The organism is Streptomyces tubercidicus (assembly GCF_027497495.1).
GTDB lineage: Bacteria > Actinomycetota > Actinomycetes > Streptomycetales > Streptomycetaceae > Streptomyces > Streptomyces tubercidicus.
On the sequence record NZ_CP114205.1, the window covers coordinates 7,972,180 to 7,994,071 of the forward strand.

General features: G+C 71.3%; 15 protein-coding genes and 3 pseudogenes. 4 read left to right on the plus strand and 14 right to left on the minus strand.

Going from position 1 to position 21,892, the window contains the following annotated elements:
- The first annotated feature begins 94 nt into the window (after positions 1-94).
- Positions 95-643 (plus strand): hypothetical protein, encoded by a 549-nt coding sequence (locus STRTU_RS34440; protein ID WP_246241616.1) that lies wholly within the window; start codon positions 95-97, stop codon positions 641-643.
- A 127-nt stretch (positions 644-770) separates the two neighbouring features.
- Here STRTU_RS34440 and STRTU_RS34445 read toward each other — a convergent pair whose 3' ends face one another.
- Complete coding sequence (locus STRTU_RS34445; protein WP_371873700.1) at positions 771-968, minus strand: alpha/beta hydrolase family protein; 198 nt, start codon at positions 966-968, stop codon at positions 771-773.
- 654 nt (positions 969-1,622) lie between these two features.
- On the opposite strand from STRTU_RS34445, the gene STRTU_RS34450 reads away from it, so the two are divergent.
- Positions 1,623-4,517 carry a helix-turn-helix transcriptional regulator gene (locus tag STRTU_RS34450; RefSeq protein WP_159749192.1) on the plus strand — a complete coding sequence of 965 codons (2,895 nt, stop codon included), beginning with the start codon at positions 1,623-1,625 and terminating at the stop codon, positions 4,515-4,517.
- 24 nt (positions 4,518-4,541) lie between these two features.
- Here STRTU_RS34450 and STRTU_RS34455 read toward each other — a convergent pair whose 3' ends face one another.
- From STRTU_RS34455 to STRTU_RS34485, 7 genes are all read right to left on the minus strand, one after another.
- The gene (locus STRTU_RS34455; RefSeq protein WP_159749194.1) at positions 4,542-5,732 is read right to left on the minus strand and encodes a thiopeptide maturation pyridine synthase; all 1,191 of its coding nucleotides are present in this window, start codon (positions 5,730-5,732) and stop codon (positions 4,542-4,544) included.
- Positions 5,729-6,760, minus strand: coding sequence for a lantibiotic dehydratase C-terminal domain-containing protein (locus STRTU_RS34460; protein ID WP_246241618.1), 1,032 nt, complete (start codon positions 6,758-6,760; stop codon positions 5,729-5,731). Before STRTU_RS34460 ends, STRTU_RS34455 begins: the two co-directional genes overlap by 4 nt.
- The gene (locus tag STRTU_RS34465; RefSeq protein WP_159749196.1) at positions 6,757-9,375 is read right to left on the minus strand and encodes a lantibiotic dehydratase; all 2,619 of its coding nucleotides are present in this window, start codon (positions 9,373-9,375) and stop codon (positions 6,757-6,759) included. The genes STRTU_RS34460 and STRTU_RS34465 overlap by 4 nt, the downstream gene beginning before the upstream one ends.
- Positions 9,376-9,430: 55 nt before the next feature.
- On the minus strand, positions 9,431-11,455 hold the full coding sequence (locus tag STRTU_RS34470) for a TOMM precursor leader peptide-binding protein (protein WP_159749198.1): 2,025 nt from the start codon (positions 11,453-11,455) through the stop codon (positions 9,431-9,433).
- Positions 11,456-11,535: 80 nt separating this feature from the next.
- Positions 11,536-11,718 (minus strand): hypothetical protein, encoded by a 183-nt coding sequence (locus STRTU_RS34475; RefSeq protein WP_086715359.1) that lies wholly within the window; start codon positions 11,716-11,718, stop codon positions 11,536-11,538.
- Between the two features lie 182 nt (positions 11,719-11,900).
- Positions 11,901-13,526 carry a SagB family peptide dehydrogenase gene (locus STRTU_RS34480; protein ID WP_159749200.1) on the minus strand — a complete coding sequence of 542 codons (1,626 nt, stop codon included), beginning with the start codon at positions 13,524-13,526 and terminating at the stop codon, positions 11,901-11,903.
- Complete coding sequence (locus STRTU_RS34485; protein ID WP_269777426.1) at positions 13,519-15,492, minus strand: hypothetical protein; 1,974 nt, start codon at positions 15,490-15,492, stop codon at positions 13,519-13,521. The genes STRTU_RS34480 and STRTU_RS34485 overlap by 8 nt, the downstream gene beginning before the upstream one ends.
- A gap of 260 nt (positions 15,493-15,752) precedes the next feature.
- Here STRTU_RS34485 and STRTU_RS34490 point away from each other — a divergent pair, with 260 nt between their 5' ends.
- Positions 15,753-16,118, plus strand: coding sequence for an ester cyclase (locus tag STRTU_RS34490; protein WP_159749908.1), 366 nt, complete (start codon positions 15,753-15,755; stop codon positions 16,116-16,118).
- On the opposite strand, the gene STRTU_RS34495 is transcribed toward STRTU_RS34490, so the two are convergent.
- The 5 genes and pseudogenes from STRTU_RS34495 to STRTU_RS36265 form a co-directional block, all read right to left on the minus strand.
- Positions 16,043-16,495 carry a VOC family protein gene (locus tag STRTU_RS34495; protein ID WP_159749204.1) on the minus strand — a complete coding sequence of 151 codons (453 nt, stop codon included), beginning with the start codon at positions 16,493-16,495 and terminating at the stop codon, positions 16,043-16,045. The two genes, STRTU_RS34490 and STRTU_RS34495, sit on opposite strands and share 76 nt — an antisense overlap.
- Positions 16,496-17,157: 662 nt before the next feature.
- On the minus strand, positions 17,158-18,039 hold the full coding sequence (locus STRTU_RS34500; RefSeq protein WP_159749206.1) for an RICIN domain-containing protein: 882 nt from the start codon (positions 18,037-18,039) through the stop codon (positions 17,158-17,160).
- A complete protein-coding gene (locus STRTU_RS34505; protein ID WP_159749208.1) occupies positions 18,021-18,416 on the minus strand; it encodes a hypothetical protein in 396 nt (131 codons plus the stop codon). The genes STRTU_RS34500 and STRTU_RS34505 overlap by 19 nt, the downstream gene beginning before the upstream one ends.
- A gap of 39 nt (positions 18,417-18,455) precedes the next feature.
- Positions 18,456-19,140: pseudogene (locus STRTU_RS36260) on the minus strand (alpha/beta fold hydrolase).
- A pseudogene (locus STRTU_RS36265) lies at positions 19,120-19,578 on the minus strand (ATP-binding protein); the annotation flags it as partial. The pseudogenes STRTU_RS36265 and STRTU_RS36260, both read right to left, overlap by 21 nt.
- A 352-nt stretch (positions 19,579-19,930) precedes the next feature.
- On the opposite strand from STRTU_RS36265, the gene STRTU_RS34515 reads away from it, so the two are divergent.
- Complete coding sequence (locus STRTU_RS34515; RefSeq protein ID WP_159749210.1) at positions 19,931-20,428, plus strand: DUF1003 domain-containing protein; 498 nt, start codon at positions 19,931-19,933, stop codon at positions 20,426-20,428.
- Between the two features lie 526 nt (positions 20,429-20,954).
- Here STRTU_RS34515 and STRTU_RS34520 read toward each other — a convergent pair.
- Positions 20,955-21,814 (minus strand): annotated as a pseudogene (locus STRTU_RS34520) (M1 family aminopeptidase); the annotation flags it as partial.
- Between the last annotated feature and the right edge of the window lie 78 nt (positions 21,815-21,892).

A 21,892-nucleotide genomic window follows, 5' to 3' on the forward strand; every position in this document is an offset into this window, starting at 1 on the left:
GCAAGGCCGTTGATCGGTGACGACGGGATGGCCGACCACCTGTCCCAGGCGAAGCCGGCGATGCCACTGGCCCGGATTCGGACACCGATCGTACTTGTTCCAGCTGGTGTATGCGGCGCTCGCGCTGGCGGCTGAAGAGCACGATGACGAGGGAGAGCAACGCGAGGGCGGCTATCTGCAGCTGGTGGTTGGTCGAGAATATCGTCCGCAATGTTCAGCGATGGTGGGAGACTGCGGGGCAGTTCTCCGCGAGGTGATCAGGAGTCCAGTGGACGACATGGCATTCGGTGAAGCTCTGGAGACAGTCCTGCGGGACCTTCAGGCGCAGTGCGCGGTGCAGCCGCACGTACGTGAGGACGACAGGTTCGGGGTCACGCTCTGGGCTCCGGACGGTTCCGCCCAGGGCCTGAATTCACTGCTGCGTGGCACCGCCGCAGAGCGGCTGGTGTACCTGGCAGATCAGGTCCAGGACTGGGCGGTGGAGGCACTATGGTCCGAAGGCGCATCGGCGGTCTGGCCACAGTGCCCGACGCACCCGGACACGCATCCGCTGACGGCGACAGTGCGCACGGACACGGCGGTGTGGGTATGCCCGAAGAGGGGAACGGCAGTGGCGCGGATCGGGGAACTGCAGACTCAATAGAGCGGGGCCGGGGGGGGCTGCGGTCAGCAGCAACCGGTGCCAGTCGTGCAGCGGCTGTGGCCATGGTTGCCGTATGTGGGTGGCGTCGCTCAGCCCTGAACGGGGCACGGGCATCTGCTTGGGGCCCCTACGCACCGCATTCTGAAACGATCAGTTGGGCCTGGGCGGTTCCAAGGGCGTTGCGCAGGAAGGCCGTTGCCTGGTCGATGGCTCCGCGGGCGGCTTTGGAGTGACTCAGCGAGTTGAGCATCATGAAGTCGTGGACCGTGCCGTCGTAGCGCACCGTGGTCACCGGAACGTCGGCTGCTCGGAGCGCCTTGCGCACGTCCCCCAAGGGCCTCACCGCGGCATTGGCACGAACTCAACGAGGCCAAACGCGCCCGCGTCCCACCCTGCATGCGGCGTGACGCTATCCGGCCGTTCCCCGGCTTCTCGGGGATCGTCTCCGTCGTGGCGACGAGCGTTGCGGCCAGAGACGACGGGGCCCGCTGGAAGCGTCCCGCGCACCGGTGTCCTCCGGTTCACTCATAGGCGTCGCGCGGAGAGCGCCGGTAGGTATGCAGGGGTCTCCTGCGGTGCTGGAGGTGGCATCGGGATCCCGCAGGAGTCGCTGGCGACGGCCGAAAGGACGCCATAGGTGTGTTGGGTGGCTTGTCGGTCGGTACGGGTGCCGCGCATGCTCGTGTTCTAAGAGTGCGCGCTCAAGGGGCAGTTTGCGTTATGGGGACGGGTTGGGGTGGTGCGGCTCGTGCGGTGGGGCGGCACCTTGCAGCAGTGGTGGCCGGTGTTGCCTTTGGTGCTGGGTGGTGCACGCCAGCCGTCTATCGGGCGATTGCCCGCATCGCGACATCCTGCCATAGAGCGCCTTTTTCAAGACAAATGCCCAAAAATATACGTCATGCAGATTCCTTGACCGGTGAACTGATCGTCGGCTCTGCACGCAAAGCGGTGCACGACGGTCGGTGATCGGGAGGGGCTCATGGCGCTCGGGGAGATCGGCCGCAGGAGCGAGACGAAGCGGCTCCGAGCCGTGCTCGAACAGTCCCGCAGGGAGCGCGGCCCAGTCGTAGCGGTCGTCCGTGGCGAGCCGGGAGCGGGGAAGTCGACGCTGCTCGACGCTTTCCGGGTGGAAGCGTCCGCGGCAGGCTTCCGCGTCGCCGTGGTGCGCGGGACGGGGACAGAGGGCCGTCCGTACTCGACAGCCAACCGGCTCATCGCCCAACTGCGAGCCGACGACGGGAAACTCGTGGAGATCCAGCACCGTACGCCGTCCGGCAATGATCTCGGGGGGCCGGTTGCCGCGGTGCCGACGGGGCGGGACGTTCCGGTCGCCCTGTGCGTGGACGACATGGCTCAGGTCGACAGCTGGTCATTACGGTGGTTGCTGGAGTTGTCGCGGACGTTGCCGCCCGCGCCCCTGGCGATCGTGCTCACGGTCCGGATCTGCGGCGCCGGGGCCGGAGCTGTGTCCGGCCCGGCGAACGACAGCCCCGACGAGCCCGGCACCGCACTCCTCGCTGCGGCCGAGCCCATCGACCTGCCGGGGCTGCGCACGCACGACCTGGCCGAAGCCGCAGCCGCACGATGCCGTGTCCGCCTCGATACGCGAACCGCCGCGGTGTGCCGCGAGTTCACCGGCGGTAATCCCGCCCTCCTGCATGCCCTGCTGGCGCCGCACACCGGCAGCGCGCCCACGGCCGACGCTCTGCACGCCACCGCTGCCTCGGGTGCCCTGACAGGAGCCGACCGGTGGCTGGCGCCGCTGAGCACCTCGGCCCTGGCCCTCGCGTGGGCGGTCGCGGTGCTCGGGGGCGGCGCTGAGGTCGTGGACAGCGCCGAGTTGGCCCACCTGACCGTCGGGGAGGCGCTCGGTGCCGTCGACCAGCTCGTCGAGGCATGTCTGCTTGCCAATCACACCCCTCTGGCGTTCCGTCATCCACTCCTCGAAACCATGGTCCTCGGTCGTATCGCCGTCGGCACCCGGACCGCCCTACATCTGCGGGCGGCGGCCCTGCTGCGTGACCGGCAGGCCGCCACGACGACCGTCGCCCACCACTTGGCCGCCGCCGGCCCCTTGGGGGAGGAGTGGGCGATGCGCTGCCTGTGGCGGGCCGCACGTCAGCTGGAGCAGGAGGGCAGGCACCAGGACGCGGCACACTGCCTGCGCGCAGCCCTCCGCGAACCCCTGCGTCCCCACGAGAAGTCGGCCGTGCGGCGGGAACTCGCCGAGCTGGACGCCTTTGCCGACCCGGAGGGCGCCGTACGCCTCCTGGACGCCGCCCGCTGCGAGTCCCACGATCCTGGCGTCGTGCTCGAATACGCGCTGGCGCTGGCCGCGATGCTGGCCGAGCGCGGCCGGGCCGAGGACGCCGTCACTGTGCTCGACGACGCCGCGGCCCGCCTCGGGCGGACAGCGGGGGACGACTCCTGGCAGCTGCGGCTGCGCCTGCACAAGGCGTTCGCCGGCAGGCGTGGCCCTCTGTGGCTGGCGCAGGCGGCGGATGATCCGCTGGGGAACCTGACCTGCCGGACCTCGCACCAGGAAATCGCGAGCCGGGAACTCGCGGCGCTGCGCGCGGTACAGGCAGTCGATGCGGGGGCCGACCGGGCGGCGGCCGTCCGGCACGCCCGGCAGGGTCTGCCCCGGGGCGAGGAATGTGGCTCGGCCGGCTCGGCCACCCTGCTGTGGCACACCTGCGGCGTGCTTGTGGCGGCTGGTGAGGTAGCCGAAGCGTGGACGCACTGCGGCCGCGGGCGGCAGGTCGCCGGCGCCCGCCCCGGCCGGTGGGACCACATCAAGGTCGAGCTGCTGCGCGCGATGGTCCTGCGGGCCCGGGGCGACCTCCATGGCGCCGACGCCACCCTGACCCCCCTGGCAGACCGCCTGCTCGCCTTCGCGGCGACCGGTCACCCCTCGGCCGTGACCGGCGTCGCCGCCCTGGCCGAGGTGCGGGTCCTGAAGGGCCTGACCGACTCGGCCCGTTCCCTGTTCGCCGAGAGCGGCCTGGAAGGGGACCCGCTGCCGTGGCGGCGGGACTCCGCGCACGCGCTGGCCGCACGAGCGGCGGTCCATGAGAGCGACGACCCCGCCCGCGCCCTGGAGGACCTGCTCGCGGCAGGCCGCCTCCTGGAGGAGGCGGGGGTGCGGAACCCAGCGGTGCTGCCTTGGCGCTCCCGCGCCGCTCGCCTCCTCGCGGCGCGGGGCGAACGCAAGGAGGCTGCCGAATTCGCAGGCGCCGAGGTGGACGACGCCCGCCGCTGGGGAACGCCGGAGTCCCTCGGCGGCGCATTGCACGCACTGGCCCTCACCGAGACCGGGGAGCGGCGCATCGACCTGCTCACGGACGCGGCCGGGCTGCTCGCCAGGTCCTCGGACCGCCTGCACCATGCCTTCGTGCAAGCGGACTTGGGAGCCGGGCTCGCCGAGCTCGGGCGCGGGGAGGAGGCCCGTGCCGAGTTGCTCTCGGCCCTCCGGCTCGCCCGCGCGTGTGGTGCGGAGCCGCTGGCGCGGCGCGTCCAGGGTGCCTGGAGGTCGCTCCGGGGGACGGGTGGGGGACCTCTGGAGCTCTCCGGGACGCGTGCGGCCACGCCCACCCCGTCGGCAGCGCCCGATTCTGCGAGCGTGGCGGAGCCGTCCGCGCCCCCGGCGTCCGCCCTTCACGCCGCCCCGCAGCCCGGCTCTCCGCTCCTGGACCGCCTGACGCCGCAGGAACGGAAGGTCCTCCACCTCGCCAAGGACGGACACTCCAACCGCGACATCGCGGGCCGGCTGTTCGTCGCCGTACGCACCGTCGAGTTCCACCTGTCCGGTGCGTACCGCAAGCTGGGGATCACTGGCCGCCGACAGCTCGCCCAGGTCTTCAGCGGCGGCTGACGCCGGGACGGGCGGGGGCGGGCCTCAGCGCGTGCCCTCCGCCCACTCGGTGCCGATCCGCCGCCACGCGGGCTCCTCGCTCCCGTCGGATTCGGCGACGTACCGGGCGAAACTGGCGACGGCCGAGGTGCCGTGCACCGACTCCACGGCCCGCGACGCCAGATGACACAGCAGCCCACGGTCCACGGGCGCCAGCCCCAGCCGGTTGAGGTGCAGGTAGAGGTAGTTCATCACCAGGCGGAACGACGCGAACCACGCGTCGTCGACGAGAAAGTCCCGGTGGCCGTGGTCGGACAGCAGGAGCCGGTGGAACTCGCTGGTCCTGCGCGTCGGCATGCGCGGCGCCAGTGCCGCCCCGCCCATCGACACCTCGCCCGAAGCGAGCAGCGGCTGCGCGATCCGCTGGTGCCGGCGCACGGCCCGCGCCCACTCCCGTACGAAGGCCACCCCGGAGCCCGGCGGGGGCTCGGTGCCCTCCGGCTCCGCGAGTGCTGCTTCCACCTCCCGCAACCGCGCGCCCAGGGCGGCTTCCTGCCTACCGAACCGCTCGTCGAAGCGGGTGAGGTAGGCGGCCGGGTCGTGGGTGCGGGACAGGAAGGCGTCCGCGTGCGAGCGCAGGGACAACACGCCCCGCTCGATCGGAGCCCTGCCGTCCTCGAACGGGATCGCCGCCGCGGCCGCCGTGGTCCACATCAGGTCCAGCGCCAATACGGACAGCGGGGCGGTGCGCAGATACTCGTACATGCGGAACGTGAGGTCGGTGGTGTCGGAGAGGAACCCGGCCAGCAGTTCGCTCGCGCGGAGCGAGCCGAGCACGTGCAGCCGGTGGTCGTACGGGCGCTCCACGACGGTATTGTCCGCCACCCATGGCCCGAGCGGCCCGGTCTCCATCTCCAGCTCAGCGAGCCGCTCGTGCACCGGTGCGAGCGCGGCGGAGTCCAAGCGGACGGTGGATGGGTGAGCCCGTAGGTAGTCGGTGACGATGCTCCTCACCCTGGGGTGCACCTGCGCACGCCATGTCGTCTCCTCCGTACGGAAGTTGAGACGGAGATGCGGTCCGCGCAGCCAGTGCCGGCCGAACCAGGCGCCGCGCACCCATGCCTCCACCGAGGCGAACGCCGGCCGGACGGCCCCCAGGATCAGCTCCGGCTCCGCTGCCTCGTCGTGGTGGTGGACATGGAGGCTGTACCAGGACGCCCCGGCGGATCCGGTCATGCGACGCCCTGCGCCTCGGGCAGCTCGGACAGCACCCGTCCCACGAGGAAACGCAACTGGTTCTCCTGCCACAGCGTGAGCCCGAGGCGGTTGTTCACCAGATGGGCGCAGCGCAACAGCACCAGACTGGTGGCCGGGTGGGCGGTGGCCGCCAGATCCAGCGGTTCCGCCAGGGGGGAGCCCGCCCAGTCCGCGACGAACCGGCCGGTCTCCTCCAGGTGGTGCAGCTCGTCGCGCAGCCGTCGCACCGACGCCAGCCAGTATCCGCGCTGGTCGTTCCCGGGCGGACGGGCCGTGAGCTCCCAGGTGTGCCGGGCCCGCGCGTGCAACTGCTCCCGCTGTGCGCGGTAGCGCGGCTCGACATCGGCCGCTTCGGGGCCGCTTCCGAACGGCAGCGGCGGCCCACCGTGTTGCGCCCACCGGTCGCGGACCTCCTCGCACAGCGCGAACACGCCCACCACCAGGTCGAACGCGAGCAGCGCCCGCTGCTCCACCGAGGTGCCCGCCGACACCACCGACAGCGCCAGCCGGCTCGACTCGCAGAAGTGCCGCTCCACGGCGGCGATGGCGGGGCCGCGCCCGTAGTCGGCGTGCTCACGTTCGTAGGGCAGGAACTCCGCGGTGTTGTTGGCCCGCAGCACGTCGTCATGGCCCGCGCGTCCCTCCAGCCCGGCCAGCCCCTGCGCGACCTGTGCGAAGTGGGAGCGGTCCACGACGTCCGGGGCGGGCGACTGCGCGAGGAACGCGCCGAGGCGACGCTCTGCCACCTCGGCCACCTCGGCGCGGTCACGGGCACGGGAGGGCAGCAGCCGCAGCCGCACATGCGGACCGCCCTCCCAGTAGCGCAGGAAGAAGTACCGCTGGATCAGCCCGCGTTGCTCCATCTCGGTCACCACCGGCTCGACGCAGTGCGCCAGGAGGGCGTCCTGGTCGGTGTCGTAGAAGACGTGCGCGCACACCCAGTCCGCCGCCCGTGCGGTCGCCGGATCCAGGCGGGCACCGTCGCCGTGTCCGTTCGTCATGCTCATCGTGTCCGTCCTTCGTTGATCTCGACGAGGAATTCGGTCACCCGGGGCCCGCTGCCGTCGTGGTCCGGCATCTCGCAGGGACCGGGCAGGGCCTCCTGGAGGAACACCACCTGCCCGGCACCGGCGGCGAGCAGCCGCTCGAAGACCCCGACGAGCAGCAGGTTGGCGAAGTCCACATAGAGCGGCTTGCGCGACTTGACCCGCCACACCTCCCCGCTGACCACCGCCTGCGGATCCAGGGCACGGACGAAGCACCGCTGCGGCATCCCGTGCTCCGCCAGCCACCCGACCAGCCGCAACAGCAGCGAACGGTCGCTCTCACCCTTCTCCCGCCGCGGCACGGCACCCGGTGGCAGCACCCACTGCCGGCGGCTGACCGTCGTACGGCCCACGACCACCCGCGGCTCCGCCAGGACCTCCCGCACCTCGGAGAGCGACGGGTCGCCGAAGATCCGCCGCCCCGGGATCAGCAGGTTGGACGTCGCGCCGAAGGTCTGCAGCAGCAGGCGCAGCGCGGGCGGCAGCCACAGCTCCGCGATCAGGTTGGGATGGACGGGCCGTACCTCGCCGTCGCGCCCTCGCGCGTGCAGGGTGAGCAGGCCGGGTCCGGGGTCGTGCCGGACGAACAGGTCGCCCAGGCGGATACGGTGCTCGGGAGGCCGCAGGCTCAGCCCTCCGGGGTAGTCGATCTCCGCGGCGACGGCGGACGCCCGCAGCCCGACGTTGCTGCCGAAGTGGCGGCAGGTGTCGGCAGGGACGAGGCCCTGGGGCGGGGGAGCGGTGTCCACGGCCGTGTCCCGTACCGCCTCGATCTCCGCCTGAGTCAGGAGCCGCCGGATGCGGTCGCGTCCCCGGCCGTGCCCGGAGTTGACGGCGTTGACCACGAACTCGGGCGCGGAGCCGGTGCCGAGCGGCTGACCGTAGTAGGTCACGGAATCCGGCGCCCGCATCCATGCGGGCCGGCGCTCCACCACCGAGAGCAGCCGCTCGGGGGCGACCCGGACGATGCCCTGCGCCTCGGCCGGAGCCGCGCGGACCACCTCGCACAGTTCGTCCCGCAGCGCGGCCAGTTCGCCCAGCCGGGGCAGCCGGTGGCCGTGCATCGGCCCGTAACCGTGCACGGCGACCGAGAGCAAGGCGGGCAACGCGGGGTCGTCGCGCATCCATGTCTGCACCAGCCGGTGGAAGGTGAGGAACGGCACCGCCTCCCCGGGGCCGACACGCTCGGCGAACAGATCGGCGAGGGCGACCCGTCCGGGCAGGCCGGGGTCGAGCACGGCGTAGCACTGCCGTATGGCATCCAGGTCCCGCAGGACCGGTCCCCAAGCGCGGCGATCCGGTCCGGGGTAGGGCGCCGCCACCAGGGCGTTCTCGATGACGCTGTTCTTGGCGGGCAGACTGATCCGGTCCGGGCCGGCCAGGTCCCTGATCCGCCGCAGGGCTTCCTCGACCGCATCGGTGGCGCGGATCCGCTGCGCCGGATCGGACAGGCGGGGATAGGTGGCCAGAGTGTCGGCGATGACCGCGAATTCCCGCTCGATCCCGACGAGCCCGTCATCCGTCGCCCCGGCGAGCCAGGAGCGCACCTCGGCGACATGGTCGAGGGTCTGGTCGGCGAAGGGCCGCTCGGCCTCCAGGAGCCCCAGCTCCTCCAGGCGCGCCAGGTACGCCGTGGCCGTGGCCTGGTCACTCCCGCTGCGGTCCGCGACGATCCGGGCCGCCTCCTCGCGCGTGGGGCGGCCCTCCCGCACCACCTCCACACACTCCCGCACCGCGGCCGCCCCGGGCAGGGTGCGCAGCGGCTCCTCGGCGCCCGTCCCCAGGAACTCCCAGCGGCCTTCGGTGAGCTGGGCACTCGGGTTGAGGCGCAGCCGCGCGCGCCCGGAGAGCTCGGGACGGTCGGCGAGCGCGCGGACGACCTGCTGGACGACCCACACGTTCAGCTCGGCGACCGAGTGCACCCCAGGCCCGGTGGACGCCCGGTCTCCCGTACCGCCGTCCCACGTCCCCAGGCCACTGGCGGTGAAGGTGCTGAACGGGCTGGTCTTCATGGTCACCCGCGCCAGGTACTTGGCGAGCCGCTGCGCCAACGAGCGCTCCGGCGCCGGTTCGTCGGGGCGCGCGAGCCACTTGCGCACCTCGGCGAGGAGCACCGGACTGCTCAGGACGAGCCCGTGCTGGAGGACGGGATCGGAGGCCGCCTTGCGCAGCAGCACCTGCTGGGTGCGCAGATGGTGACCGATCAGCTCGTCCAGCCGGGCCACCGCCTCCTCATGGCCGGCCCGCAGCCGCACCCAGCCGTCCACCTCGTCGACGACGGCCCGGGGGAGCAGTGCGCGCACATCGTCGTTCCAGTGGCGCTCGGCGAGCGGGCGGCGATTGTGAATGGCCCGCCGCACCGCCACCAGCAGCGGCTTGCCGGAACCGGCCCGCCCGACCTCCTCGTAGAGCATGTCGGACAACGCCGATGCGCGGGCATCGAGTTGGCGTTCCATAGCGCACACGGCCTCGGCCTGGCGCCACAACTCCGGCGAGCGCATGTCGTCCAGCGTGGGTGCGGGCAGCCCGCCGATCCGTACGCCGAAGGTGTCCGGGGTGGTGAAGTCCTCGGTCATGGCCGACTCCAGTCACGGGGGTGCGGAAACACGGGGGCGTGGTGGCAGGGGGGCATCACGGGAACGGGTGCGGGTGAGGGTTGATCTCCTCCTCGGCCAACGGCGCCTTGCGGTACCCGAGTTCGGAGGGGAGCCGCAGCAGCCGGGGCAGCCCGTGGGTGCGGCGCATCCGGTGCCCGAACGTCATCGGCAGCAGCCCCGGCACGATCACCTTCGCGCAGGCCAGCCCGCCCGCACGGTGCTCGTCCGTGGTCTGGTCGACCACGACGACGTCCAGGCCCCGCTCGGTGAACCGGGCCACCGCCTCGGCCAGATCGTCGCGGATGTCCGCGCCGCGCGGTCGGCAGGTGGCCTGTGCGAACGCCTCCTCGACGGGCAGGCCGCCTCTGTCGGAGTCGCTGTCGTCGCCGAGCAGGAAGGCGAACCGGTCGAACGCGGCCGGGTGGCAGTACAGCAGCGCATGGTCCCGCATCTCGCGCACCAGATCCGGCTCGTCGACCATCGCCGCGATACGGTCCCGTTCCTCGCGGAAGGCCGCCCGGTTCCACCCCAGGTTCGCCGCGAGCTCCAACAGGCCGTTCCGCAGGGCGCATTCGGGGTCGAAGTGCGCCCCTGCGGCGCAGACCGCGGCGGGTTCGTCGGGCCGACCCGGTCCCCTCGGACCCACCGCCATCACCCATGCCGTGGGGATGCCGTGCTCCGGGGTGGTGGCGAAGGCCAGCACCCGGTGGCCGCTGTCCTGCCGGATGCGCTCGGCGAGCGCGCCGACACGGGGGTCGGACACCGTCCGCAGGTCGACCCGCGGCACCGGGAGGCGGGCGTACCAGGTCAGCAGGAACGCGTCCCGCTCGGCGAGTTCGACCAGCCCGTGCAGCGCCGCCTCCTCCAGGCAGCCGCCCAGCGCGCACCCGTTGGACACCTCGTACGCCAGGGGCCGCGCCGCCGGGTTGCCGTGCCGGGTGCGGTAGTACGCGTAGTCCTCCGGTACCAGAACGGGGGCGTCACGGGCGAAGGAGTGTCCCCACACCCAGTTGAGCTCCAGGTCCGGGTCGTACGGCGGATAGGGGAAGTCCGGCTCGGCGTAGCGCTCGGGCGGATACAGGCCCAGGTCGAGCGGGCACAGTGCCCGGTCGGCGACCTCCGCGTAGCCGGCCCGCACCGTCGTCCGGCGCCCGCCCGGCCGGGCCCCGCCCAGCCGTTCCAGGGCTTCGGCGAGCGCGGTGCGGGCGCACGCCGCATAGTCAAGGTCGCGGCCGAACCCGGCCTCCTGCTCCCCGCCCGGCAGATGCAGCGGGGCGGAGACCATGGGGTACGGGTAGTCGGTCCGCACATCGAGCTGCCGGACCAGTCCCGTGCGCCCGTCGACGTACCGGGCGACCAGCTCCGCCCAGTCCGCTCTCAGATCGCGCACGCGCGGGACGTCCCGCCGGGGCTTGGGCCGGGGCCGCCCCATGAGGTCGGGCGGCCGGTCCGCCGGGAGCCCGCCGCACCAGCTGCATGCCGGGTCGGGCAGGAAGCGGTGCACATCGACGGCCATGGTGGTCAACGACACGAAGGCGAGGGCGCTGTCGGTCAACCGCCCGGCGGTGGCGCTCAGTTCGTCCGTGACGAGAGCGGCGGTCGTTTCGCACGCCCAGGTGGTCAGGACCGGTGACGCACGGTCGGCGAGCCGGTCGCCGTGCCGCGCCAGGAGAGCCGCACGGGCACTGTCCTTGCCGAGAGCCCGCTGCCGGCGCGTCCGGGCGCACCGGGCGCAGCCGGCCCGCCCCGGGACGGTCGTCGGGCCGACCACGAGCAGGCCGAGCTCGACCCGTACCGGCAGCCAGGGCACGTCGGGGCGCGGCGGCTCGGTCGCGGTCACCCAGCGGTCCTCGGCCGTGACGACCGCGGCACACGCCGGGTCCTCCTCCGGCACCAGCGGGTGCGTACGGGCCAGGGCGGCACGGATCGAAGAGGCGAGGACGCCCTTGCCGACGACGGCGACGGGGGCGGTGGGGGCCGTCGCGGGGTCGGCGGGGCGGGCCGGGCGGAGGGTCTCGGCGAGCCGTCCGGTGCGGGCGGCTGTCGCTGCGTCGGTCAACGTCACATCCTCGTCGTTCGCCGGGATGCCGCGTCCGGCGGGCGCGGGGCCCGCCGAACGCGACCGTGCTGCCGCCTGTTTCAGCAGCAGCAGCAGGAACAGCAGCTCGCCGGGGTACCCCTGGACGTGCAGTTGGACGCGCCGATCTCGACCATGGCGTGGCCCACGTTCACGGCCTCCAGGCTCTCGCCCGGCGAGGTCGGCAGGATCTCCAGTTCGTCCGCACTGAGGTCGGCGAGGTCGAGGACGAGTTTGTCCTGCATCGCGATCCCCTTTCTCCTTGGATGGGTGAGAAGTTGGCCAGTCACTGGTTGCTCCGCATCCTGCGGTCCGCGAGCGGGCGGTGTCTTCACGGTCCCGACCACAGGACCGGCCGTAGCACGGGGCTGCGGGCGCGGGCCGTGGACCACCGCAGGCCCGCCCCACGAGGCACCGCAGGTGCGGTTCACCAGATCAGCTCCGGCTCGTATTGGGCGGTGGGCCGACGGCGGCCCACAATGAGCGTGAACACCGGCACCTGGGCGGCGTCCAGGCCGATCAGGTCCCTGACCATCCCGTCGTGGTAACCGTTGGTGATCCGTGCCGACAGCCCGGCCGCGGCGGCGAGCACGCTGACCCGCTGGGCGACGATCCCTGCCTCCTGGTGCAGCAGGCGGTAACCACGGGCCCCGAACCACCGTTCCCCGGCCACCCGGTCGGCGGTGAGGAACACGACGGCGGCGGCCTTCGCCGTGTTCACCGCCGGAGTCCGGTCGCACAGCATGCCGACCACGCCGCGCCAGTCCCGGGCCGGCAGCCGCGCCAGCGCCGGCGGCCTCGTGGAGGCGTTCAGCCGGTACAGCCCGGGGGAGGCTCCGTCCGTGCCCAGCATGAGGACATAGGCCTCCACGAGGGGGCGGCACGGTGCCTCGGTATGGTCGGACGAGACGGGCTCCAGGGCGTACCGCAGGACCGGCGCCAGCCGTGCGAAGGCCACGGGCCGGGCGTCCGGGAGGAACATCCGCCCGCCCGAGTCCCGGGCCCGCAGCGCGTCGGCCAGGTCCACACCACCGGCTCCTGGCTCCGGCACCGCGAGCTCCAGGACGCCGTCCCGGGCCGACGCCTCGACGGGCAGGCGAAAGTCCTCGGGGACGACGGGCGTACCGGGACCCGTGAGCCGGGCGGCGAGATCGAGCGCGGTCAGGCCGGACCACGCACCGTCGGCCGTGTGGTCGGCCTGCACGTGAACAGGCTGAATATCCGGTAACTCGCATGCAGAGAACGGCTGTTGATGGGATCCGACAGGCATCGGCGCGGTCTTCCCGGCGGGGGCCAGGTCGAGCACGGCGAACGCCGTCTCCTCCCTCCCGTCGAGCCCCAGCGCGCGGTTGACCACCGCGTCGTCGAAGCGGTGGTGCACCCTCGCGCGGAGCCCGAGCGCGGCACCGGCCAGCAGCGCGTTCCCCACCGTCATCCCCGCTTCCTGCGCACACAGCCGGTATGCGTAGTCCCGGTAGCGGAACGCGGTCTTGCGGAACCAGGCGGAGGCCACCAGGAGTCCGGCCTCCGCGCGCACACCCGCGCCGATACGCACCGCCTCCGGCACACCGCCCTCGCGCAGCAGTGTCACGGCGTGGTGCGCCGGGTGGTAGTGGTAGCACCCGGCGGGCAGCTCACCCGCCGGACGTGAGAGCCAGACGTACAGTTCCACGGGGTGGAAGCAACGCGCGGAGGCGACCATCCGGTGGTAGGGCCACACGGCATGCGGACCCAGTTCGATCCGGCCGACCCCGTACGTCCAGTACAGCAGCGCGGACAGCGCGCGACGGTCCAGGACGTCGAGCGCGGGCGCACCCTGCGGGCGGGCGTCCCGGAACGCGGCGAAGGACCAGCGCGCGTCCCCGATCCGCCGCGCCGGCTCGGGAAGGGCATGACGGGGCAGCCCGCGGTATGTCTTGACCGGCAGCGGGTCGTCCGGGCCGCCCTCTTCGCCATGACCCTCGGCGAAGAGGTCCTGGACACCCTCGAAGGTCCGCCACCAGAACCGCAGGCCGGCGGAGCCCTGCAGCCTGTTGTCGGTGGCGCTACGCATCGCCCCGCGCCTCCGCCTGCCGTCCCACTCCCGCCGGACCCTCCCCGGGCCCGTCGGCGATGATGACGCGCACGACGAAGGGCAGCACCTCGTGCACCGCGGGATCGTGATCGAGCGGCACCACGAGCGGGCGCGCCCCTCGCGACCGCAACGCCCCGACCATCCGCTCGGGCCCTGCCGGCACCGGCAACTCGGCACTCCCGTCGCCCGCGACAGGCGCGCCCAGCCGCGCCCACCGGGCCGGAGCGTAAGCGGATTCGCCCGTCATCACCGCCTGGCGGTTGAGCAGAACGGCGCGAAGCCCCTCGGCGACCGCCGCCGCCCCGCACGTCGCGGCGGCCGGGCGGCCACCCTGCCACCAGGCGAGGACGGGTACGCCCAGGGCCTCGCCGATGTCGGCCACCTCGACCGAGCCGCGCGAGGCGATCAGCAGATCGAGGAGCCGCCGTTCCCCGGCGGCCAGCGCGTCCGGCCGCAACCGCGCGGGCCGGGGCCGCGACCGCCCCTGCGCCACGTCGCGCAGCGCCAGGTGCACACAGAGCTGGGCAAGGCCGTCCGTCACGGCCTCGTCCCAGCTGAGCCCGGCGGCCAAGCCGACCTCGTGGTCCGTGGTGAACACCCGGTACGCCGCCACCGCCTCGGCGCGCCGCTCGTCCGGGGCCCAGCCCCACACCGTGTCACCGGGCCCGTAGCGGCGGTCGTCGGGACGGTGCGCCGCATACGAGGCGAGCCCGCGCAGCGCGGCGTCCCGGCGTGCAGCGGCAAAGCCCGTCCCCGCCCCGTGCACCGGTGCCGCGCCCGCCGCGCGCGGCACCGCCTCGGTCACATGGAGCGGCACCTGGGTGAACTCCCCCTCGTCGAGGGCGCGTAGAGCACCGACGTACGGGTCGAAGCAACGGGCCGCGCGCCGGGAGAACGCGTCCTCGTCCAAGGCTGCCGTGACACTCAGCCGCTCGATGCGCCGGGTGAACTCCTCCCGCGTCTCCGGCCGGGCCGGGGCCGCCGCCGGGTGCGGCAGAAACGCATGCGTTGAGGTGCGCAGGGTCTCCAGATCAATCCGCGTCACCTTCCGCGCGCCGTCCGCGGCTTCCGTGGTTCCGGAGATCCCGGTGAGCGCAGTGAACGCCGCAAGGCCCAGGTGCGAGGCGACCACCGCGGCGGCGGGCCCGGTGAGGAAGACGTTCGGCCGGAACGGCCCCCGGGCATCCAGCCGCAACCACGCCGACCGCCAGTCGCTTCCGGCGGGCCCCAGCCACGCGACATCGTCCACCACCAGCCCCTGCACCAGCAGCGTGCCTGCCTCCCGGCACAGCTCGTCCAGCCACAGCGCCCGATCGACACCGCTACCGTCCGCAACATGAACCACCGCGCCCACCCGGCCGGCAACGTACCGCTCCAACTCACCCTCGTCATAGGCAATATGACTGACTCTCTGTAGCGGATCCCGTACGGCGGCCTCGGCTGTGAGTTCCGCCAGCCGCTCGGTGTGGGTGACGGCCTCCTCCGTACACACGGCGCGCAGATGCCGCACCCCGGAACGCAGCGCCGAGCAGACCAGCGAGACGAAAACGGGGCCCGCGCCCACCACCAGCATTTCGCTGTGGCGGTAGGTCTCGAACCGCCGCGCCGCGGAGTCGCCGTGGTACTCGATGAACGCGATCTGTGACGCGTAGGTCTCCAACTCCCGTCGCGTGAGCCGGTGCGGCAGATCCTCTCCCGCATCGAAGAGGCAGCCGGCGGCGTGCAACTGGTCCACCAGGGCGTGCACGGCCTGCCGTTTGTCGTCGGGCAGCCGCCCGACCAGGTCGTCGAGCTCGACCGAACCGTCGAGATGCGGCGCCAGCCGGTCCAGCCACTGGTAGGCGGACCTGCCACGCAGTGCGAGATCGGTACCCGCACCGAAGACGTGGACGCCGTCACCGGTCGGCACATAGAGCACATCGGATTTGAGTCGCGGTCGCATCATCCGCCTTCGGGGTCGGGCATCCGCCACCCCGGGTCCGATGCGCCATCGGACCCGGAGCCGGAAGCGCAGTCGGCCGGGCCCAGCCGAGTATCGGTGCGCCTCAAACCCCTGTCTTCACGGTCGAGCCACAGGAATCACCGCAGGTTTCTGCCGCTGATTGGCCGCGACGAGCGGCGCACACCACCCCGATCGAGCATCAAACGGCCCTCGGCCTCGCGAGTACGTGAGGCGGAGGGCTCGCGCCTCGGCCGACGGGATCGCTGCCTGACCCGTTACACGGCCGGGAGGTCTGGCGGCTGGGCGCCCAGGCCATGCGGGAAGCCTTCCCCGACCTGAAGATCGGTGTCCAGGACATCTTCGGCGCCGACGACAAGGTGACGGTTCTGGTCCACTTCCACGGCACCCACCAAGGCACGTTCCAGCACTTCGAGGCGACCGGCCGGCAGGTCAGCTGCCGGAGGATGGTCTCGCCCACCTGCGCCGCACTGATCGTGGTCACACCCTGCATGAGCTGGCCGGATAGCGTTATTGGGGCCTGCCTGCGGAGAAATTACCCGGAATTGGTGTCGGTGCGGGCGAAAATACCCTTCAGCATTCCGGTGGCCTGTCCGACCTCGATCAAGTAACCATCAGGATCGCGCAGGTAGCAGCGGACTTCGGCAAGCCGGTCGATCGGCGGAGTCAGGAACTCCGCTCCCTTCGCGCTCCATTGGGCGTAGCAGGCCTCGATATCGGCGACCCGCAGGTTCATGAAGCTGGAGACGGTGTGCGGTCCACTGGGTGGTTCCAGCGTCACGTCAGGCTTGTCCGGGGTCGGGCCGCCGCCCGGATTCATGATGATCCAACTGTTGGCGAGCTTCACGATGCAAGGGTTCTCATCCAGGACGACCTGCCCGCCGAGTACCTCGCTGTAGAAGCGACGCGAACGCACAACATCACGCACCGTCAAGAAATGCGTCATCAGCAGCCCCTCACTCGGGGCTGGAATACCGTCGTTGTTCATCTCTGGCCCTCTCTCCGCCGCTCGCGATACCCGGCGCATTGATTTCCATTGAGCCCGAGGCAGCCGAGGCGCACCACGGCGGTGCCGCTACGCCCATACGGTCCAGTGTCGTTGCGGGAGTCTTTTCACTGGTCGGGCCGTGCCGGCTGATGGAGGCACCGTGGTAGGTCGTTGGAATTCCTTGGGGGACGTGTAGCTGTGAGCGGCGCGCGCTCCAATCACCAGGACGAGGCGAAGCCGAAGGTGCGACCGGCGCCTTGGCGATGGCACCTTCCGCTTCCATGTCATCGCGCCACGGTGCCCGCTGCAACCCGTGGCCGCCCGCCGGTGCCCGAACGGCCCTTCTGCCTGTTTCGGGAGACGTATGGCACCTGCGGTTACCGACGGGAGCCATCTGGCCATGCACTGGGCCTGCGCAACGCACTGGGCCTGCGCAACTCTGCACGGTCAACGGCCTCACCACACCCGGCCGGAGCTTGAACCGTTCCATGGCACTGATGCCCGCGCAGCAACAGATTGCCCGCCCAGCAACAGCACCTCACTGTTTGTGACGGCCTTCGAACGGATGGTCACCTGGTGGACGTGCCGCGTCGCCCATCTCCCGTAGCGGTACGGAGCCTGCCCGCGATGGTCAGGCGGCACCCGGGCCTCCCTCACGCTCGTTACTGGTTGGCGATGGCCGGGTGGAGATAGAAGCTCTCGTTGGGGGCGGGGAACCGCCCGGACTGGTCGGGCCACTGGATGACCCACGCGCCGTCGCCCCGGTCGTTGTTGCTGATGTTCGCGTACAGCCCGGTGGCGTTGTTGCGGAGCATCGTGAGGTTGGGGAGGCGCGGGTCGGGGTGTTCGAGGGTGAAGTTCTGGGTGTCGCGCTGGTTGCCGCCGGAGCCGGGGACCCCGTCGATGTCGTGGCAGTCCCAGATGTTGAGGTAGTCGCCCCAGCCGGACTGCTGTCCGCGGTTGACGTCGAGACACTTGCCGCTGTCGCTGCTCATGATCCGGTACATCATGTGGCCGGTGGAGGTGGATGTCCCGATGCTCTGGAGGCGCCAGCGCTGGTTGACCGCTCCGTTGGTGTGGTACTGGACCACGTGCGTGCCGTTGGTGTCGTTGCCCTGGAAGACGTCCAGCAGCCGGTCGCTGTTGTCGGCGTGGATGGTCAGTTCGGGCGGCAGGGCGCCGGCGCGCAGCGCGGAGAAGTAGACCGGCCAGTGGTCGCTGCCGCGGTTGTCGCCGACGGTGGCCTGCCAGTCCTCGGTGTCCACGTTGCTGATCATGTAGTCGAGTTCGTTGCCGCTCTGCTGGGTGGCCTGGCCGCTGTGGTAGATGCGGGAGTCCGCGGGGAGGCCGAGCAGACGTGCCCGGTCCGGGGTGAGGTTGAAGTCGCCGAGGACGGCCCAGTGGTTGAGCCCGCGGCCGTTGGCTTCGTCGGCGACGTTCTGGACGAGCGGGCGTACGTCGAACCCGTTGCCCGATGCGGCGTGGACGGACGCGAACGCGACGTCATCGGTGGGGCGGGTGACCATCAGCGCCGGACGGTACATGCCCTCGACCTCCACCACCTCGTTCGGACCCAGGCCGTGGCGATCGCCAGGTTCCGCGACGTGGTGTACAGGATGTAGAGCTGCCGGGTCACCCCGCGGGCGATGGTCCACTCGTAGTGGTCGATGGTGTTGCCGATGGTGCCGATGTAGCGCGCTCCGGCCGGCGGTTCGTTGGGCACCTCCTGGAGGGCGAGCACGGTGTTGTCCCGGGCGATGGCCGCCGCGCCCTGCCAGCGGTCGCGGCCGACCTGCATGTTCCAGGTGGCGGCACGGTTGGTTTCCGGGTTGGCCGCGTGCGCAGTGCCGCCGGTGGCCAGCAGGCCGCACAGGCAGGCGAGCGTGAAGAGTACGGCGATCATGCGGCGAAGTAAGGGCATGGGACGAAGACTCCTTGAGCGTGTGCGGTTGACTGTGGGTCAGCCGGCGGCGGCCTGCTTGATCAGGTTGGCGACGGCGGCGGGCTGGGAGACGTAGACGGCGTGGCTGCCGGCCACCTCGACGGTCTGCGCGCCGATCCGCTCGGCCATCGCGCGCTGCGCGGGCGGCGGGATCATGCGGTCGTCGGTGGCCACCAGGTACCAGGCGGGCTTGGTCCGCCAGGCCGGCGTGGCGACCGCGCCGCCGGCCGCGTCCAGGCCCCAGGGGACTTGCGAGTCGGCCATGAACCCGGCCTGGGCAGGCGGCAGGTCGCCGGCGAAGGAGTCGGCGAACTTGTCGCGGTCCAGGAGGAGGAAGCCCTCGTTCGGCGGCAGGATCGGCGGGACCGGGGCGCCGGGCGGGCGGGTCGGCGATCAGGGTGTTGACCGACTCGCCCTTGTCGGGCGCGAACGCGGCGATGTAGGCGAGCGCCGTCACCTTCTGGTGGGTGCCGGCCTCGGTGATCACCACTCCGCCGTAGGAGTGGCCGACCAGGGTCACCGGTCCCGGCTGGGCGTCGATGACCTGCCGGGTGGCGGCCACGTCGCCCTCCAGGGAGAGCGTGGGGTTCTGCACGACGGCCACGGTGTAGCCGTCGGCCTTCAGGGCCTCGTACACCCCCTGCCATCCCGAACCGTCCACGAAGCCTCCGTCCAGCCACTGTGCGTCGTCCAGGACCAGCAGCACCGGCTGATTGCGGGACAGCTCCGCCATCAGAGTGACGACGGCCTCAGCGACCGCGTCCTGCCCAGACGCCCTGGCCTGCTTGAAGTCCAGGGCCGCGGCGAGGGCGGGCAAATCCGCCGCTGCCGCCCGGCTTTCGGGCACCGACGTCAGCAACTGCCGCAGTGCGCCGTAGCTGGTCTGCGCCCGGTACTGCACACCCGTCGCACGCAGCACCCGCATCCCCGCGGCCCCGGCCTGCCCGGCGACGGCGGCCAGCAGCGCCGTTTTGCCGACGCCCGGCTCGCCGAGTACCACCAGCGAACCGCCCAGACGCGGAACGCCGGCCAGGAAGGCGCCGAGCAACTCCAACTCGGCGTCGCGGCCGACCAGTGCGTGCCCCGCGATACGGGCGGGCCGCGCGGTGGGCGCGGTGCGATCGGTGCTGCGGTTGTCCATCCCCACACCCCTTGGCGATCATCGTCAGCGGGTAACTTCCGCCGACTCGCTGACCGGTTCGGCCCCGCCCGGAATGCCGCCCAGCGAAAGATCGGCAACTCTCGAACGGGGTACCCAGGCGGGCACCCAAGCGACGCTCATTCGTGCGACCGTGAGGGCGTTTCAGTGGATACACTTCCATCTGATCAGTGGGCGCTCGGCTGGGCAGTCAGTGCCAGGTTGCGCGGCACGGAAGACACTCTGATGCGTACGAGCTGACGGCCGATCTTCGTTCCACCGGCCCGGGTGTATCAACGCGCCGACGGGCGCGCTGTTCCCTTGCCGACGCCTGCGGCGCATGCACTATGACGGCATGACGTCGCATCGCCGTGGTCCGGTGGGTGGTCAAGGGCCTCATCCCGTCATCCGCCTCCCGCATGAGCAGGAGCTCTTCGCCCGTGGGCGCGGTGTGCAGGACCGCCTTGCGGACATGATCACCGCCTTCGCGGGATCGATGGTCTTCGTCTATGTGCACATGGTGTGGTTCGCCGGCTGGATCATGATCAACGAGGGGATCTTCGGGCAGGACGCGGTCTTTGACCCCTTCCCGTTCGGACTGCTTACCATGATCGTCAGCCTTGAGGCGATCTTCCTGTCGACGTTCGTCATGGTCAGCCAGAATCGTCAGGCCGCGCGAGACACCATTCGCGCCGATCTCAACTTCGAAGCCAGCGTGCGCTCGGAGGTCTGGTCGACGAACCTGGGACGCGCCCTGGGACTGGATCCCGAAGAGATCGAGCGGCAGACACAAGAACTCCTGGCGACCAACCGGGACAAGATGAACAGCGAGATGGGGCGACCATCGGCCTGAAGTCGGCGAGGGCGCGCACCCCCGAAATCACAGCGGCGACTGATGGCCGCCCTCTGCGATGCGTCATGCGACATTACGCATCGTGCAACAGGTTTTGCGCATTGTGTATTGCCATGCAGGTATTCGAGGGGAATGCTCAATACCCTGGCAGGGAAGAACCGGAGGTGCGCTGCGCGTGGACATAAGTGCCTCTCGCAGCGATTGCCTATATGAAGATCGACAAGTCAGGTGAAACTCGGCAAGGTTCAGGGCAGTTGCGGCACTGTCGGATAGTGGCCCGTTCAAGGCGGCAACGAGACCTTCTATCTCCACCCGGCCATCGCCAACCAGTAACGAGCCTGAATGAGGAAAGCCCGGCCGCCCCCTGATCATTGCGGACAAACAGAGATCAAGGTGCTGATCGGAGGAGCACAAGTCGAGGCGGCGACGAGGGCACGGGCCGGGCAACAGCGTGGCCGGGCAGCTGCTCTTCGGTCTCCCAGCCCGGCGACGGGAGCCAGCGGCGGCCGGTGGTAGGACATGGCAGTCAGTCTCGCGAAAGTGGGTTGGTCTGCGGGTTTGCGGGACGGTGCGGTCCCGTGGCATGCGGCAGCGGGGGCAGGGAGGGCTTCCGCAGCCAGGCGTCAAAGAGGCTGTCTAGGGGGCGGCGGCGTACTGCTGGGCGTGCGCGGTGAGGTCGGTGGTGTTCACGGTGCCGTGGCGGTGTTTTGTGGCCCAGTCCTTGAGCATGCGGAAGAGCGGGTCCTTGCCGAGGGCGCAGCGCAGCGAATGGACCGTCAGCTCTCTCTGCTCCTAGAGCCGGTCGTCGAACATCAGCTTCTTGCCCGGGTCGGTGAGCAGCAGATCCTGCGGGAGCGCGGCCAGCCATTGGTGCGCGACGGCGGAGTGTGCGGCCGCCGTGATGCCACCGCCGCGCTCCGACCACAGCCACTCCGGGTATTTGGCGAAGCCCTCGTTGAGCCAGATGTGCTGCCAGTCGGCGACCGAGACGCTGTTGCCGAACCACTGGTGGGCCAGTTCATGGGCGACCAGGCGTTCCGAGGTGCGGGCGCCGTCGAGGTGGTTGCTGCCGAAGGTGGCGACGCCCTGGGCCTCCACCGGGACGTCCAGTTCCTCGTCGCCGACCACGACCGCGTACTCCCCGAAGGGGTAGGCCCCGAAGCCCTCCTGGAAGAACTGCATCATCTGGGTCTGCCGGGCGAAGTCCACGGTGAAGAGTGGCAGCAGGCGGGCGGGCAGGTAGGCGGTCTGCGGTACCGGCGGGTGCGGTCTGTCCGCCGGCGCCGGGGTGGTGAGGGGTACGGCCGTGTACTTGCCGAGGGAGACGGTCACCAGGTAGCTGGAGGTGGGGGCCGGCTGCTCGTACACCCGGGTGCACGAACACGCCCATCCGGTCCATCACGCTCTCGGCCAGATCGAGCGCCTCGCTCCAGGTGATGCGTGACCGGCCGCGATGAAGTGGTC

Bases quoted from the DNA above. Each gene is read 5' to 3' on its own strand.
- STRTU_RS34450 (WP_159749192.1), top strand. From the start codon at position 1,623: ATGGCGCTCGGGGAGATCGGCCGCAGGAGCGAGACGAAGCGGCTCCGA.
- STRTU_RS34455 (WP_159749194.1), bottom strand. From the start codon at position 5,732: ATGACCGGATCCGCCGGGGCGTCCTGGTACAGCCTCCATGTCCACCAC.
- STRTU_RS34460 (WP_246241618.1), bottom strand. From the start codon at position 6,760: ATGAGCATGACGAACGGACACGGCGACGGTGCCCGCCTGGATCCGGCG.
- STRTU_RS34465 (WP_159749196.1), bottom strand. From the start codon at position 9,375: ATGACCGAGGACTTCACCACCCCGGACACCTTCGGCGTACGGATCGGC.
- STRTU_RS34475 (WP_086715359.1), bottom strand. From the start codon at position 11,718: ATGCAGGACAAACTCGTCCTCGACCTCGCCGACCTCAGTGCGGACGAA.
- STRTU_RS34480 (WP_159749200.1), bottom strand. From the start codon at position 13,526: ATGCGTAGCGCCACCGACAACAGGCTGCAGGGCTCCGCCGGCCTGCGG.
- STRTU_RS34485 (WP_269777426.1), bottom strand. From the start codon at position 15,492: ATGATGCGACCGCGACTCAAATCCGATGTGCTCTATGTGCCGACCGGT.
- STRTU_RS34495 (WP_159749204.1), bottom strand. From the start codon at position 16,495: ATGAACAACGACGGTATTCCAGCCCCGAGTGAGGGGCTGCTGATGACG.
- STRTU_RS34500 (WP_159749206.1), bottom strand. From the start codon at position 18,039: ATGTACCGTCCGGCGCTGATGGTCACCCGCCCCACCGATGACGTCGCG.
- STRTU_RS34505 (WP_159749208.1), bottom strand. From the start codon at position 18,416: ATGCCCTTACTTCGCCGCATGATCGCCGTACTCTTCACGCTCGCCTGC.
- STRTU_RS34515 (WP_159749210.1), top strand. From the start codon at position 19,931: ATGACGTCGCATCGCCGTGGTCCGGTGGGTGGTCAAGGGCCTCATCCC.